Annotated in this window: 11 protein-coding genes; all 11 read left to right on the plus strand. The window is 56.7% G+C overall.

The genetic code is table 11. From position 1 onward, the window contains the following. Positions 1-9: 9 nt before the first annotated feature. Positions 10-969, plus strand: a complete 960-nt coding sequence (locus ACFFK0_RS05890) for an ROK family protein (RefSeq protein ID WP_377469037.1) — start codon at positions 10-12, stop codon at positions 967-969. Between the two features lie 98 nt (positions 970-1,067). After that, entirely contained in the window at positions 1,068-2,435 is a 1,368-nt protein-coding gene (locus tag ACFFK0_RS05895; protein WP_377469038.1) for an extracellular solute-binding protein, read from the plus strand. A 100-nt stretch (positions 2,436-2,535) separates the two neighbouring features. Beyond that, a complete protein-coding gene (locus ACFFK0_RS05900; protein ID WP_377469039.1) occupies positions 2,536-3,414 on the plus strand; it encodes a carbohydrate ABC transporter permease in 879 nt (292 codons plus the stop codon). After that, positions 3,414-4,241 carry a carbohydrate ABC transporter permease gene (locus ACFFK0_RS05905; protein ID WP_377469040.1) on the plus strand — a complete coding sequence of 276 codons (828 nt, stop codon included), beginning with the start codon at positions 3,414-3,416 and terminating at the stop codon, positions 4,239-4,241. Before ACFFK0_RS05900 ends, ACFFK0_RS05905 begins: the two co-directional genes overlap by 1 nt. Positions 4,242-4,264: 23 nt before the next feature. Beyond that, on the plus strand, positions 4,265-6,064 hold the full coding sequence (locus tag ACFFK0_RS05910) for a cache domain-containing sensor histidine kinase (RefSeq protein WP_377469041.1): 1,800 nt from the start codon (positions 4,265-4,267) through the stop codon (positions 6,062-6,064). Then, the gene (locus tag ACFFK0_RS05915) at positions 6,042-7,655 is read left to right on the plus strand and encodes a response regulator transcription factor (protein WP_377469042.1); all 1,614 of its coding nucleotides are present in this window, start codon (positions 6,042-6,044) and stop codon (positions 7,653-7,655) included. Before ACFFK0_RS05910 ends, ACFFK0_RS05915 begins: the two co-directional genes overlap by 23 nt. A 116-nt stretch (positions 7,656-7,771) precedes the next feature. After that, a complete protein-coding gene (locus tag ACFFK0_RS05920; RefSeq protein WP_377469043.1) occupies positions 7,772-9,253 on the plus strand; it encodes a spore germination protein in 1,482 nt (493 codons plus the stop codon). A gap of 11 nt (positions 9,254-9,264) precedes the next feature. After that, positions 9,265-10,461: a GerAB/ArcD/ProY family transporter gene (locus ACFFK0_RS05925; protein ID WP_377469044.1), complete on the plus strand. Its 1,197-nt coding sequence runs from the start codon at positions 9,265-9,267 to the stop codon at positions 10,459-10,461. Then, a complete protein-coding gene (locus ACFFK0_RS05930) occupies positions 10,382-11,521 on the plus strand; it encodes a Ger(x)C family spore germination protein (RefSeq protein ID WP_377469045.1) in 1,140 nt (379 codons plus the stop codon). The genes ACFFK0_RS05925 and ACFFK0_RS05930 overlap by 80 nt, the downstream gene beginning before the upstream one ends. 98 nt (positions 11,522-11,619) lie before the next feature. After that, positions 11,620-13,398, plus strand: coding sequence for a sensor histidine kinase (locus ACFFK0_RS05935; protein ID WP_377469046.1), 1,779 nt, complete (start codon positions 11,620-11,622; stop codon positions 13,396-13,398). After that, positions 13,373-14,941, plus strand: a complete 1,569-nt coding sequence (locus tag ACFFK0_RS05940) for a response regulator (protein WP_377469048.1) — start codon at positions 13,373-13,375, stop codon at positions 14,939-14,941. The genes ACFFK0_RS05935 and ACFFK0_RS05940 overlap by 26 nt, the downstream gene beginning before the upstream one ends.

Genomic DNA, 14,941 nt, shown 5'->3' on the forward strand with positions numbered 1-14,941 from the left:
ATCGAAATTATGAACATTGAGGCTCGGGTGGCGATCGGGATCGATTTGGGAGGAACGAATGTCGTAGCGGGACTCGTTCAAGAGGACGGGCAGGTGCTGGCGAGCGAACGGGAGCGGACGAGACCCGAACGAGGCGAGAGCGCTGTCATTGAAACGCTGGCGTCGCTGGTGCAGCGTGTTGCGGGAGACCGGAAGCCGGCGGCGGTCGGGATCGGCTGTCCGGGGTTCATCGATCCGCTTCGCGGCGTCGTCCTGCTGGCTTCGAACCTCGCGTGGACGAATGTTCCTCTTGCCGCCAAGCTGGAAGCTCGGGCCGGACTTCCCGTCGTCCTGGACAACGACGTGCGCATGTTCACCTTCGCGGAGGCGAAGGCCGGCGCGGGTCAAGGATACCCGGTCGTGCTCGGGCTGACGCTGGGGACGGGGATGTCGGCGGCGCTCGTGCATCAGGGCGCGATTTACCGGGGCGGAGGCTTCCTGGCCGGGGAGGTCGGCCACATTCCGATTCCGGGCATTCCGTACCGCTGCAGCTGCGGTTTAACCGGCTGCCTGGAGACGATAGCGTCGGCCACGGGAATCGCACGGCTCGCGCGTGAAACCGTACAAGCCGGCACGCCGACGGTGCTGGCAAGCATGCATGAGCGGGCGGAGCTTTTGACGGCGGCGGATGTGTCCCAAGCCTATGCGGAGGGGGATCCGGCGGCGGCAAGCATCCTTGGGCAGGTCGGCCGCACGCTCGGCGAGGCGCTGTCGTACTTGACGCCGATGCTGAGCCCGGATGCGATCGTCATCGGCGGCGGAGCGGCGCAGGCGGGCGAGCCTCTCTTCGCGCCCCTGCGCCGAACGCTGCGCGAACGGCTGCTGCCGATGTACGGCGACCGAGTAGCGGTCGTGCAGGCGAAGCATCTGGACCATGCCGGGGTCATCGGCAGCGCCATGTATGCGCTCAGCCAACGCAGCAAGGAGTAGAGAAATTTGCCCCTCCCGAATCGAAATGTGAACCTGTGAGCCGCGGCTGCCTCCGCCTATAATGAAGGTGTAAACCAACGTTACGAGGAGGGGCAGCAATGAAAAAACAAAGCACGATCGCTCTCGCCTTCACTCTGTTATCCGGTACGGCACTCTCGGGGTGCGGCTCGGACGGAACGGCGGGAACGCCGGGTACCCCCGCGGCGGAAACGAAGCCGGCCCCGGCGGCGGGCGACAAGCCTGCGGAAGTGAAACCGTTTACCGTAACGCTGCGGCACACGCAGATCGGCGAGTCGAAGCAGGCGCGTCTGAAGATACTCCAGGATGCCGTGAAGGAAGCGGAGTCCAAAGTACCCGGCCTTAAGTTTGAACTGGACGGCGTCGATTCCGACGTCAACCGCAAGGAGAAGCTTCGCGCCGAGATGGCGGCCGGCAATCCGCCGCACATCTTCGATTTGTTCGGCGGCGCGGATACGGCACTGTATGCGAAGAACGGTAAGCTGCTGGAGCTTACGGACATCTTGACGGAGCTGGGCCTAAAGGACAAATTTATAAATCTATCGGAGTTTTCGGTCGACGGCAAGGTGTACGGCCTGCCGATCGGCGGCTTCCAGGAAGGATTCTTCTATAATAAGAAGGTGTTCGATACGCTCGCCATCAAGCCTCCGAAGACATGGAGCGAGCTGGAAGCCGTAGCGAAGCAGGTGAAGGATGCCGGCAAGACACCGTTCGCGATGGCCTCCAAGCAGGCCTGGGTTCCGCTGATGACGGCGAATACGCTCTGGTCGCGCTATGCCGGGCCGGACATTACGAGCGGCTTCGCGAAAGGCACGGCCAAGTGGAACAGCCCGGAGATGGCCGCTGCGTTCGGGAAATATCAGGAATGGGTGAAGAAGGGCTATTTCCCGAAAGGCGAGCTCGGCTTCGAATACGCGGAGCAGCGCAACCAGCTCATCACCGGTCAGGCGGCGATGATGTACGACGGCTCATGGGCGAGCTCCGTCTTCAAGGATCCGAAGCAAGCCGGCGATATGGTTGGACAGGTCGGCTACTTCCCGATGCCTCCCGTAGACGGCGGCAAAGGAGATCAGACCGCAGTCAACGCCGGCTTCTCCAACGGTTACGGCTTCTCGGCAAACCTGAAGGACAACGAATTGAAAGCGGTTAAAGCGTTCATTGCGGCCCAATACAACGAGAAGATGCAGCTTCGCGGCGTCATTGAGGACAATGTCCTCCCGTCGATGAAGATTAAGCCGGACGGCGTCGATCCGCTGCTCAAGGAAATCATCGATGCCGGCAACAATGCGAAATCGACGTTCCCGGCATTCGACGCCCTTGTGCAGCCGGATGTCAACAGCGCGCTGTCCGACGGCATTCAGCAGCTGATCAGCGGCGTTTACGACGCGCAGAAGATGCTCGATAAAGTTCAGGAGGCCCAGGACAAAGCCAACAGAGCTGCGAAATAAGCAGCTCGGCTTGATACGGCGGCGCACCGGTACCGTCCTTCCGGGGACGGTATCGGCTTTCCGGCCGCTAATCTTGGACCTCGCGGGAGGGCTGTATCCTATGAACCGGACGATGCGTCATCCGCTGACGTTCGCTCTGCTGCTGCTGCCGACATTGGCGCTGTACGTCATTTTTTTCGTGTATCCAGTGCTTCAGTCGTTTTATTACGGCTTTACGTCCTGGGACGGCGTCTCGAAGGCGGCGTTCGTCGGCTTGGACAATTTCTCGGAGCTGGCCGCCGACCCGAAGTTCTGGAAGGCGTTCCTCAACAATATATGGCTGATTCTGTTCTCCTGCTGCGTCCAAGTGCCGCTGATCGTTACGTTCTCGCTGCTGATCGGAGGCGTGAAGCGCTGGCAGAGCTTTTATAAGACGGCCGTATTCGTCCCCTCCATCCTGTCGACGGCGGTCATCGGCATTTTGTGGAGCTTCATTTACGAACCGCAGGTCGGCCTCTTGAACCAGGCGCTGCAAGCGGTCGGCCTGCCTCCCGTGTATTGGCTGTCCGATCCGGACTGGGCGTTCGTCTCGATTCTGATCACGAACGGCTGGCAGTGGACCGGATTCTACATCGTTCTTGTGCTGGCGGCCATTCTCGCCATTCCGAAGGAGCTGAACGAGGCGGTGGCGATTGACGGCGCGTCCGGCTGGCAGAAGGCGCTGTACATTACGGTTCCGCTCATTCGCGGCATCATCATGGTCGTCATCCTGCTGTCGATTACAGGAGCGATGAAGGCGGCGGACATTATTCTCGTCATGACGAAGGGCGGACCGTTCGGCTCGACCGATGTGATGGCGACCTACATGATCAACCGCTCCTTCCAGCTGTTCCGATACGGATACGGGGCGGCCGTAGCGGTGCTCATTTTCGTCTTCACCTTACTCTTGACGGCTGTTTTCAAGCTATTGACAAGAGGCGGAGAAAGGATTGAATATTGATGCATACGGTACGCAAAAGCGTCGCGCACGTCGTGCTCATGATTTACGTCGGCATCGTGCTGTACCCGTTCCTGTTCGTGCTGTTCTCTTCGCTGAAAACCGATAATCAGGCGATCGCAAGCAATCCGTGGGGCTGGCCGAGCGTCATGACGTTCAACAATTACAAGCTGGCTTGGGTTAACGCGAAGATGAGCGTCTTCTTCCTCAACAGCGTGTATATCAGTCTCAGCGCATCGCTTGCTGCAGTGCTGCTCGGCGCGGCGGCTTCGTTCGCCTTGACGCGGATGCGCTTCGGGCGGATGAGCGCCGTCAGCGGCTTGTTCCTGGCGCTTGGGCTGTTCATTCCCGGCAACGCGCTCATCATTCCGATATACAGCCTGCTTGTAAAGATGAAGCTGTATAATACGCCGTTGGCGCTGATCCTGCCGTATATCGCCTTCGGACTGCCGCTGACGATCGTCATCGTCTCGGCGTTCATGCGCTCGCTTCCGTCGGAGGTTGAAGAAGCCGGCGTGATGGACGGGTTGAAACCGCTGGGACTGTTCGTAAGGGTCATTTTACCGATTACGGTTCCTGCGCTGGTTACCGTGTTTATCGTGAACTTTCTCGGCAATTGGAACGAGTTTCTGATGGCCAATTTTTATTTGAAATCGGAGAAGCTGCGGACGCTGCCGGTCGGCATGGTCGGCTTCCGCGACAGCTACAATACCAACTACGCGCAGCTGTCGGCCGGAATCGTTTACAGCGTAGCGCCGGTGCTCGTCCTTTACGCGGTACTGCAGGAAAAAATTATTGAAGGCGTTACGGCCGGCAGCGTCAAAGGCTGACGTCAATAAGGGGGAGGATTCGGATGACATTGCGCGAGAAGCTGTTCTTCGCCTTTATCGTCCTGATTATCAACCCTCTCTTTATGCTGGGCGGGGTTACGTTTTATCTGGCATCGGTGCTCATGGACGACAAATACGCCGAGCAGTCGGAGCTGACGCTGCAGGCGCTCAGCCGGAGCATCGAATACGCGCTGCAGGATCTGAACAACGTGTCGGACACCTGGATCGCGAATTATTATTTGCAAAGTATTCTTACGCCCGGACCATACACGGACAACGCGGCCAACGACCCGCTGAAGCTGCTGCTCGACGAGCGCAATTTCCGGCGCGTGCTGGTCAGCTATCCGGCGATTACGAACGCTCTGCTGTATGCGAACAACGGCAGTATCGTTCAGCTGCAAAGCCAAAACCGCTTCACGCCGCTGCCGTTCGATAAGCTGCAGCAGCATCCGCTCTATCCGGAGCTCGTCCGCAGAGACGGCATTCCGCTTTGGATCGGGCCTTACGAATATCCGGAGATGACCGGAGGCAATGCCGGCTTCACACAGATTCGTATCGTGAACGATCTGAACACGCTGGAGAGCCGCGGCGTCCTGTTCATTCAAGTGAAGCTGTCCAAGCTGGATGCCTTGTTCCGCGAGTTCGGCTATTCGGCGGGCGACCGGGACCGGAGGTTTTTCCTTGTCGGCCGGGAAGGGCTGATCTTGTCGGACAGCAAGCAGTCGCTGGACGGCACGATGCTGCCGAAGAGCGTCTATGCGCTGATCAGCGGGCCGGAGCCCTTCATTCATCTGAAGACGGAGCTGTTCGGGGAACAGAGCGTCGTCTCGTCGTATACGGTTGGATCGGACGGCTGGCGGCTCGTCTCGGCGACGACATGGAATTCGCTGTCCAAAGAGATGGTGATGATCGCCAAATGGGTGTTCGGGATTATGGCCGTTTGTCTGGCGTCCGCGCTCGTCTTTATCGTAATTTTCGTCAACCGGGTGGCACGCTCGATTGTTCGCATTCTTCGCGTAATGAAGAAGGTGGAGGCCGGCGATTTGCAGGTGCGGGTGAGCGAGCGGGGCAGCGACGAAATCGGTTTGCTGTCGCGCGGCTTCAACAGTCTGGTCGAACAAGTCGGCCGCCTGATCGACGAGGTGCGGATCGAGCAGCAGCGCCAGAAGCACGCCGAGCTGATGGTGCTGCAGGCGCAGATCAAGCCGCACTTCCTGTTCAATACGCTGGAGTCGATCAATGCGCTCGCGGTGCAGAACGAAGGCCGCAAGGTGAGTCAAATGGTCACCCGGCTCGGTCGCATGCTGCGCATCTCCATACAGCAGCGCGAGGAAATTACGCTCCGCGAAGAGCTCATGCACCTGCGGTATTATCTCGATATTCAATCGTTCCGCTTTGAGGATTTATTTTCGTATGAGCTCGATGTGCCGGAGGAGTGGATGGAATACGGTATATTGAAAATGACGCTGCAGCCCCTTGTCGAGAATTCCATTCAGCATGGCTTCGACGATTTGCCGCGTCAGGGACGGATCCGCGTCTACGCTGAGGATCTCGGCGGCGCACTCGCGATATTCATTGAGGACAACGGACGCGGCATCCCGCAGGATGCGCTGCTGCGGCTGCAGAACCCGCTCGCCGGCGGCGCCGACGTGCCGCCGCGCACGGGCCTCGGCATCCGCAACGTTGCGGACCGGCTCCGCATCGAGTATGGCAAGGAGTATGGGCTGTGCCTGTGCTCCTCGGAGCGGGGGACCGTCATTCGCTGCCTCGTTCCGAAACGCAAACCCGGAGGTGATCGGCATGATCAAGCTGATGCTGGTTGACGATGAAGCGAATATTTTGCGCAATCTGCAGACGGTGCTGCCGTGGAAGGAGCTCGGCGTCGAATGGCTCGGTACCGCCAGGAACGGTCGGGATGCGCTGGAGCTGGCGCTTGCCGAGACGCCGGACATCGTCATCAGCGATATTCGAATGCCGGTTATGGACGGCATCGCGTTCCTGCAGAAGCTGCGGGAACGCGGTTCGGAGGCGGAGATCATCCTGCTGACCGGTTATCCCGATTTTGAATATGCCCGCTCGGCGATTCAGCTGAAGGTGAAGGAATATGTCGTCAAGCCGATTGATTACGACGAGCTGCAAGCTGTCGTCGAGCAAACGGTGCGGACCATACGCGAGCGGCGCCGGCAGCGTTACCGCAGCGAGCAGCAATGGGGACGGGTGAAGCGCATCGCCTACGAGAAGCTGCTGCACGATGTCTTGACGGACATGGCTCATGTCGCGGCGGGGGAGCTGCAGATCGTCGGCCAGGAACCGGTGGAGGGGCGCATGTATGCGCTGCTGCTTGCCGATCTCGACGACTATATGCAGCGGTCGCTGCATTGGTCCGGAAGCGAACGCAAGCTGTGGAATTCAGCAGTCAAAAATGTGCTGCAGGAAGCACTGCTTCCAGTCGGACTCACGTACTGCGTGCCGCAAGTGCGGGAAGGCGAGTGGTGTGTGCTGGTGGAGCTCCGCTCGCAGCGGCCTGTCGCCGCCGACGAGATCCGGGGGTGGGCGGAAGCGCTGCAGGCCGCCGTCCGGGACAACGTCAGGCTGGACCTGTGCTTTTGCTATGAGACGAAGCCGATCGGTTTCGCGCAGCTTCCCGCCGCCTATCGGAGCGCACGTCAGCGGCTGATGCTGAACGAGCGCAGCCCCGCCGTCATGCAGAACGGCGAGCAGGCGGAGGGAGCCGGACCCGATCCGCTGGACCGCTCCTTCTGGGAATCCGTCGAGAGCTTGGTATCGGCCGTGAAAGAAGGCGACGCGAACAAGGCGCGCAGCCGGCTCTGTCGGTATGAGGAAGAAATGCAGCGGCTGATGAAGCGCTCCGGCACACTGGCGGAGCAGCTGCTGCATTTTACCGCACTGCATATGCTGCGCGAGCTGCGGGATGTATGCGCCATTACCGCGGAGGGGGAAGAGGCGGTTTGGCGTAAGCTGAAGGTGAGCCGGGGCGGCAAGGATGTGTTGGCGGTTGTGAAGGAGCTCGCGCGGGACGCCGTCCGGGCGGCGGAAGCGAAGACCAACGCAGAGCTATGGATGATTAAGGCGAAGGACTATATCGAACGGAGGCTTGCCGACGATTTCGGCATCGACGACTTGGCGGAATATTTGCAGATCAGCCCCAGCTATTTCAGTTTGAAGTTCAAGCAGGCGGTGGGCTCGACATTCCTTGAATATGTGACAAGGCTGCGCATGGAGCGGGCCCGGAAGCTGCTGTCCCGCGGAGACAAAAGCGTAGCGCAGGTCGGCAGGCTGGTCGGGTACGAGGAGCGGCGATATTTTACGAAGGTGTTTCATAAATATTTCGGGGTTTCGCCAAACGAATTCAAGGAATCGCTCACGAAAGGCGGGAATGCGCAGCGGGAATAAGGACGCGCGGGACTGGCTCTGCTTCGAGCCGCCGATTCCCGAACCTTATGCACGTATAATTAACCCAGCCGTCCGCAAACTATATCCAAATCAAAGTTGTGGATAGGGGGATGACAGTGGCACAACAAGCGCCTACTCCGCATGCGAGCATGGTGGAGGAAACCTTGTTCCAACTGCTGTGCGAAAATCCTAATCTCATCGTCAAATGGATTGTGTCGAAGAACCGTACATACGGCGTTTTTTATATCAATACGATCGTCGACCAGCACTTGCTGCAGCGGGACTTGCTCGGGCGGATCGCAACGCTTGAGGATCGGCCGTCGGCGGACGAGATGGCCGAACACTTTCCCGTCGGGGCGGTTAAGGAAGCGGAAGGACTGGAAGCGGTAGCCGAGCAGCTGCTGGCCGGGTGGGTTTATCTGGATGCCGGTCCGGAAGCGCCGGGCCTTCTGTTTTACTTGTACAAGCCTCAGCAGCGCAATTTAAGCAGGCCCGACATTGAAAGTCAGGTGCTCGGACCGCAGCTGGCGTTCACCGAAACGCTTACGACGAATATCGGATTGCTGCAGGGCTATGTAGCGGATCCGCAGCTGTGCCAGGAGCTTCATCAGGTCGGGGTCCGTACCCGTACGCAGGTGGCTTTGTTTTATATGAACGAGGTCACTGACGACGCGCTCGTCGATCGGCTGCGAAAGCGCCTGGGCAATTTGCAGATCGACGGGATTATCGACAGTGCGGTGCTCGCTCAGCTGCTTGACGATCATCCGTATTCCATTTTTCCACAAATGCTGCTGACGGAGCGGGTGGACCGGGTAGCCTTTTCCTTGCTGGAGGGCAAGCTGGTGCTGCTCGTCGCAGGCAGTCCGTTTGCCATCGTCTGTCCCGTCGTGTTCATGGATTTCTTCTCGTCGAGCGAGGATCATTTGGTCCGCTGGAATATGGCGACGTTCACCCGCATTCTTCGGCTGGCTGCAATGATCTTGTCGCTTGGCTTCACGCCGATGTATGTAGCGGCGCTGACGTTTCATTATGAAATCATTCCGTCCGCCATGGTGGTGCCGCTCGCGGAGTCGAGAACGCGCGTGCCGTTCCCGCCGCTGATGGAAGCTTTGTTCCTTGAGTTTACGATGGAGCTGCTGCGCGAGGCCGGCGCCCGGCTGCCGACCAAGGTCGGCCAGACAATCGGCATCGTAGGCGGTATCGTCATCGGCCAAGCCGCCGTACAGGCAGGCTTCACCAGCAATATTTTGATCATCATCGTGGCGCTGGGCGCGTTGTCTTCGTTTACTACACCTGTATATTTGATGGGCATCACGATCCGCATTGTCCGCTTCCCGTTAATTTTGCTCGCCGGTCTATTGGGCGGGCTCGGCTTGGTTGTAGGTATGAGCTTTATTGCGATCCATCTGCTTCGCCTGTCGAGTCTGGAACAGCCTTATCTGTATCCTGTGTATCCGCTTCGGCCGGCAAATTTCAAAGCCAGCGTCATCCGAATGCCATTTGCTTTCCTGCGCCGGAGGACGACCTTCATTCGAAGCGAAGACCAATATCGCTGGCAGAAGAAACCGCCCGAGCGGAAAAAAGACATCGACGAATAAGGGGGAGTCCGATGACCGGGCCGAATACGATGTCCGTTCCGGACCGCAAGTTTCAATTCAGCGCAAGCTTGATGTTCTTCGTCATCTTTGAAAACCAGGTGGGTGTCGGCATTCCCGGCTTTCAGCGCATCATTTTCCAGGAAGCCGGTCACGATGCCTGGCTTTGCGTGCTGTTGGCCGGTCTGTGGGCGCATGCTACCGTGTGGTGCATGAACAAAGTGCTAAGCCGGTATTCCCGTTCAAGCTTGTATGACATTCATCATGACGTGTACGGCCGCTGGGCGGGGGGCATGCTCAATATCGTCTATATCGGTTTTAACGCTTTTGCGGTTCTGGTCATTGTAAGAAATTATGTTGAGATGGTCCAAACCTGGCTGTTCCCGGACATGCCGACGTGGCTGCTGAGTGTCATTATGGCGGCTATGACCATTTACGGTGTGCTCGGCGGCGTGCGGGTCATTGTGGGAGTGGCGGTGCTTTCTTTTATTTTTACGATTTGGCTGATTCTGTTTATTTGGTTTCCTTTGCGCTATGCCGATTGGACGAAGCTGCTTCCGCTGCTTGAAGCGAACCCGGTTCAGCTTTGGAAAGGGACTGTTCAAATGTCATTCACGATAGCCGGGTTCGAAATTTTCTATATGCTCTATCCTTACATCAGCAAGCCTAAGGAAGCGTACCGTTACGTCCATTTCGGCATCATCGGCACGACAGCGCTCTATCTCATAGTGATGGTCGTTTCATTAGTTTATTTCAGCTCGGGTCAGCTGCTCCGGACGATCTGGGCGACATTTACGCTGTTTAAGATTGTTTTAATGCCGTTCCTGGAGCGGTTCGAGTATGTCGCCGTGAGCCTATGGCTGCTCATCGTGCTGCCGAATTTGATGCTGTATTCATGGGCGGCGTCCAAAGGCCTGAAGAAGGTGTTCGGCTGGAATCAGCGCAGCGTGCTGTACGCGATGTTTGCGGCAGTCGTAGCGGCTGCCATGCTGTTCAAGACAAGATTTCAGATCGACAAGCTGAATGACACCTTCGGTCAAATTTGTATGTGGATCGTCTTTGTATATCCTTGGGTACTGCTGCTGGCGGTCTGGATACGAAGCAAACGGAAAGACGGAGGAGGACGGGCATATGGCAACATGGAGACGACGGGGATTGCTGCTGCTTTTGCCGCTCCTGATAACGGTCCCGACAGGCTGTCTCCAGAATAGAGTATTGGAAGAGCTGGGCATGGTGGTCATCGCCGGCTACGATCCTGCCGGAGAAGACAATGTCCAAGGAACGGCGCTGCTCCATCAGATTGACCCCGGGGCCAAAGAACAGGTCATCGTCGTGGCGACAACAGCGGAGACGAGCAAAGGCATCCGCAACGAGCAAAACCGGGAAATGTCGAAACGGGTCGTGAGCGGTCAGCTGCGGGTCGTCACCTATAATGAGCAGTTGGCGCGCAAAGGCATCATGTCGCTGGTCGATACGCTCACTCGGGACGCCTCGATTTCCGATACCGTATACCTAACGGTCAGCCGGGGCAAAGCGGAAGATATTATCGCTCACCGGTATAGAGAAATATCGAATATCGGCACCTATCTGTACAAACTGATCAGGCAAAATATTCGCGGCGAGCAATTGATTTCGTGTACGCTGCATGATTTTCTTCAAATGGTATATTCGGAAGGTAAAGACCCGATGCTTCCGATTCTGAAGCGTACCGATGATCAGATCCGGGTCGACGCCATTGCCTTGTTTCGAGACGACCGTATGGTTGGAGACCTGGATATGGAGGAAGCGTTCGTATTGAAGCTGATCAGCGGGCGCTTCAAAGCCGGGGCGGTCGAAATGGCGCTGGACAGCGAGCCGCTGAAGAAAGCGGGAATCGAGCTGCCGCAGCCGGACTACAAGATCGTCGTTGAAAATATTCATAGCTCCAGTCATGTGAGGCTGAGCGAGCGGGAGACACCAACCTTTGAGATCCGTATCAGCCTGCAAGGACGCGTGCAAGAAACGTCCGCCGCCGGCGATATGAAGCTTAACGACAAAGAAGTCCTGCAAGTCATGGAAGATCAAATCTCGCAAAGAATGTCGGAGCGGGTGAAGCAGCTGGTGGACAAGACCAAACGGCTAAATTGCGATCCGATTGGGCTAGGCGAAGTGTATCGCGCCTCCGTACGGGGCTCGAACCTGACGAAGGAGCAGTGGCGGGATCTGTACCTGAAGGTTCAAATCAAAACGGACATTCGAACGACAATCATTCGTACCGGCGTAATGGACTGACGCTCTTGCGCGGGATCTGCCCGGTTTCGGTTGACCTGTCCCCGGAAACGGTGCCATAATCGTGATACTACGGCTTCACAGGGAGACAACGATTCATCATGGGTATCCGACGGTTGTCCGGCATTTACCGGCATACGAGAATCAGGAACAAGCTAATGGTGCTGATCGCTTTCATCGTTGCGCTATCGCTGGCGTTTACGATTATCGTTCAGCAGTATGCGTTCTCCATCTATGACGAGCAAATCTATGATAAGTCTTCGCAGGTGCTGAATTTGTCTTCCAAGGCTATTGAAACGGAGCTGAAGCGGCTCGAGCAGCTCTCGTATACGATCATGACCGACGAGCAAATTCAAGGCTGGATGACTTCATTGAAGGACGAGCCGTCGGATTACGAGAAGCTGATCATCCAGAAGCTCGTCAGCGACCGGCTGTTAAGCTATTCGGGCTCCGAACGGTACGTTTACTCCATTCAGATATTCGATCCGGACGGGAAACAGTATGATGCCGGCAACATCGTGCCGATCAACCCCGGCAAATTGCAGCAGATGATCAACACCGCCTCCGAGGCGAGCGGGGAGCACCGCTGGATGTATCCCGACAATCGCGACCCCGCGCTCATTGCGCTCAGGCAAATCCGATCGTTTCAAAACACGAACTTCGATCTGGAAGATTTGGGTACGCTCGTCATTCGCATAAATATCGATAAACTTGTCGGGGACATCGCGCCGGAGGAAGGCAGCTTGATGCTGGTGTCGGGAAGCAGTGTCATTTTCCCGAAATCGCCGCTCGCGGATCCGGAACGGCTGCCGGCATCGGTGCATGCGGGAAACGGTTATACGATTGTGGAACTGGATGAAGAGACGCTGTTTATTTCTCATATCCGATCACCCAACACCGGTTGGACGTATTTGCATATGACCCCGTTTGATTTGATCTTCGATCAGATCGTATTTATTAAACAATTGGTTGTGTTCGTCTTTATCGGGATTTTCGTCATTGTCATCCTGCTCGGAATCCGGTTCTCCTACAGTATCACCAGACCGATTGACGATTTGATCGGCCGGATGAAGCTGGCGGAGAAAGGGGATTTCGAGCAAGCGAATTTGCTGCCTGCACGGGAGCCGCCCTCGATGGACGAAATCGGTTTGCTGCAAAGAAATTTCCGTCTGATGATCGAACGCATCAACTTGCTGATTACGGAAAATTACGCGAACCGCTTATTGATTAAAGAGACGGAATTCAAAGCGCTGCAGGCGCAAATCAATCCGCATTTTTTGTACAATACGCTGGAATCGATTAACTGGATGGCGAAGGTAAACAAGCAGACCCAAATTGCGTCCATGGTGGAAGCGCTCGCTTTTCTGCTGCGCAATTCGATCGGCTTGAAAGAAAAAATTATCCCGCTGAGCCAGGAGCTAAGCATCGTTCGCAGCTACTTGACGATTCAGCAGTTCCGCTTCGAGGATCGCTTGCGGTTTCATCTGGATGTGCCCGAATCGCTGCTAAGCCGTCCGATACCGAAGCTGACGCTGCAGCCGCTTGTGGAAAATGCGATTCATTATGCGCTGGAGCCGACGATCGAGCCATGCGACATTACGATTCGCGGCTGGGAGACGTCCGAAGCCGTATGTTTGGCCGTTGAAGATACGGGCCCCGGGATGGAGCCGGATGTACTCGACAAGCTGCGCCGCGGAGAGCTGCAGACGAAAGGGACGGGAATCGGGCTGCTCAACATTGACGAAAGAATCAAGCTTGCGTTCGGCGATGCTTACGGCCTCAAGCTGGAGGAGGCTTCGGGGGAAGGCGCCCGCGTGATCATTATGCTGCCTAAGGAGACGGAGGAAATCATTCATGTTTCGAGTGATGCTGGTAGATGACGAGAGAATTATTTTGGAAGGAATATCTCAGCTTGTGGACTGGCATGCGCTCGGTACGGAGCTGGTAGCGACTGCCCGCAACGGCGTCGAGGCGTTCGAGCGTATCGGCGAGCATATGCCGGACATCGTCATCAGCGATATCCGGATGCCCGGGATGGACGGATTGGAGCTCGTGGCGCGCGCCTACGCGGCGTACCCGAACGTCCGCTTCGTGCTGCTGTCCGGCTTCGGCGAGTTCGATTATGCAAGCCGCGCAATGCAATATGGAGTGCGTCATTACCTGCTTAAGCCGACCAACGAGGAGAAGATCGGCGAAGCGCTGAAGGAGCTGGTCGCAGAGCTGGAGCAGGAGCGAAGCAAAGAGAGCTTTGTGCAAAATATGCGGGATGAGCTCAAAAAGATGATGCCGCATGTGAAAGAGCAATTTTTGAAGGAGTTCGTGACGAATAAGACGTACGGTAACCGGGACTGGGACTATTACCGGGGACTGTTTCGGCTGGAGCTCAACGACCGGGTGCGGCTGCTGCTGTTTCAATTGGAGGGGCGCTTTGAATTCGAGCATTTGTTCGCAATCAAGAATATCGCACAAGACTTGCTGGAGACGCCGCTGCTCAGTACGACGATCGGAGACCATGTGCTGCTCCTCCTGGAGGACGAGGCGGAGGGCGACTACGAGGCGCTGCTCGAACGAATTTATAAGATACGCGATACGTTTCAGGCGTATTACAAGCTTGATGTGACGATCGCGCTCAGCGACCCCGGCCATATAACGAAGGCGAGAAGCTTGTACAAAGAGACGCTGCAGCTGCTCGGCTACCGGTTTTATTTGGGCGAAGGCAGCTTGATCACAAGGAAGGATACCGGGGGAGGGCCGGCCCCTCAGGCCAAGGAGTTCGGGTTCGACGAAGAGCGGCTGACGATGGCGGTCAGATCGGGACATCGCGAGGAAGCGGCGGCGGCTTTAGAAGAATTGATAGGCGGGCTGAAGGATGCTCAATTGAGCATCGACGTGACGAAGTCGTACGTGATTCAACAGTTCGTCGCTCTTGTGCGTAATTGCGCTCCGGATGAAATGACCGATTACTACGGCAAGATTCCGCAAATCGTCGACTTGAGCACGCTGCAAGGGATTCAAACGTTTCTGAGCAATGTCGTCGATTCGTTAACGGAGCGGTTCTATGAACAAAATCGGGTGAAGCACAGCGCCATCGTCCGTAAGGTGCTCGACATTGTCGACGAGCAGCTGGGCAACTCCGGATTGTCCTTGAACTGGGTCGCGCACGAAATGCTGTATATGAACGCGGACTATTTGGGCAAATTATTCAAGAAAGAAACCGGCGAGAAGTTCTCCAATTACGTGACGAAGACGAGAATCCGCAAGGCGACGGAGATGATTGCCCAAGAGCCGGATATTAAAATATTCGAGCTGGCCGAAAGGCTCGGCTTCGGCGACAATCCGCAATATTTCAGCCAAGTGTTCAAGAAATATACGGGCTCGACGCCGTCGGAGTATATGAAATCTGCGGATATATCTGCTTTTTAA

The sequence above is a fragment of the Paenibacillus chartarius genome, from assembly GCF_042432825.1.
In the GTDB taxonomy this organism is placed as follows: Bacteria; Bacillota; Bacilli; order Paenibacillales; family NBRC-103111; genus Gordoniibacillus; species Gordoniibacillus chartarius.

What these genes read in the sequence shown, in the direction of transcription:
- ACFFK0_RS05925 (WP_377469044.1), top strand. Translation starts at nt 9,265, where the DNA reads ATGACCGGGCCGAATACGATGTCCGTTCCGGACCGCAAGTTTCAATTC.
- ACFFK0_RS05905 (WP_377469040.1), top strand. Translation starts at nt 3,414, where the DNA reads ATGCATACGGTACGCAAAAGCGTCGCGCACGTCGTGCTCATGATTTAC.
- ACFFK0_RS05915 (WP_377469042.1), top strand. Translation starts at nt 6,042, where the DNA reads ATGATCAAGCTGATGCTGGTTGACGATGAAGCGAATATTTTGCGCAAT.
- ACFFK0_RS05910 (WP_377469041.1), top strand. Translation starts at nt 4,265, where the DNA reads ATGACATTGCGCGAGAAGCTGTTCTTCGCCTTTATCGTCCTGATTATC.
- ACFFK0_RS05935 (WP_377469046.1), top strand. Translation starts at nt 11,620, where the DNA reads ATGGGTATCCGACGGTTGTCCGGCATTTACCGGCATACGAGAATCAGG.
- ACFFK0_RS05895 (WP_377469038.1), top strand. Translation starts at nt 1,068, where the DNA reads ATGAAAAAACAAAGCACGATCGCTCTCGCCTTCACTCTGTTATCCGGT.
- ACFFK0_RS05940 (WP_377469048.1), top strand. Translation starts at nt 13,373, where the DNA reads ATGTTTCGAGTGATGCTGGTAGATGACGAGAGAATTATTTTGGAAGGA.
- ACFFK0_RS05900 (WP_377469039.1), top strand. Translation starts at nt 2,536, where the DNA reads ATGAACCGGACGATGCGTCATCCGCTGACGTTCGCTCTGCTGCTGCTG.
- ACFFK0_RS05890 (WP_377469037.1), top strand. Translation starts at nt 10, where the DNA reads ATGAACATTGAGGCTCGGGTGGCGATCGGGATCGATTTGGGAGGAACG.
- ACFFK0_RS05930 (WP_377469045.1), top strand. Translation starts at nt 10,382, where the DNA reads ATGGCAACATGGAGACGACGGGGATTGCTGCTGCTTTTGCCGCTCCTG.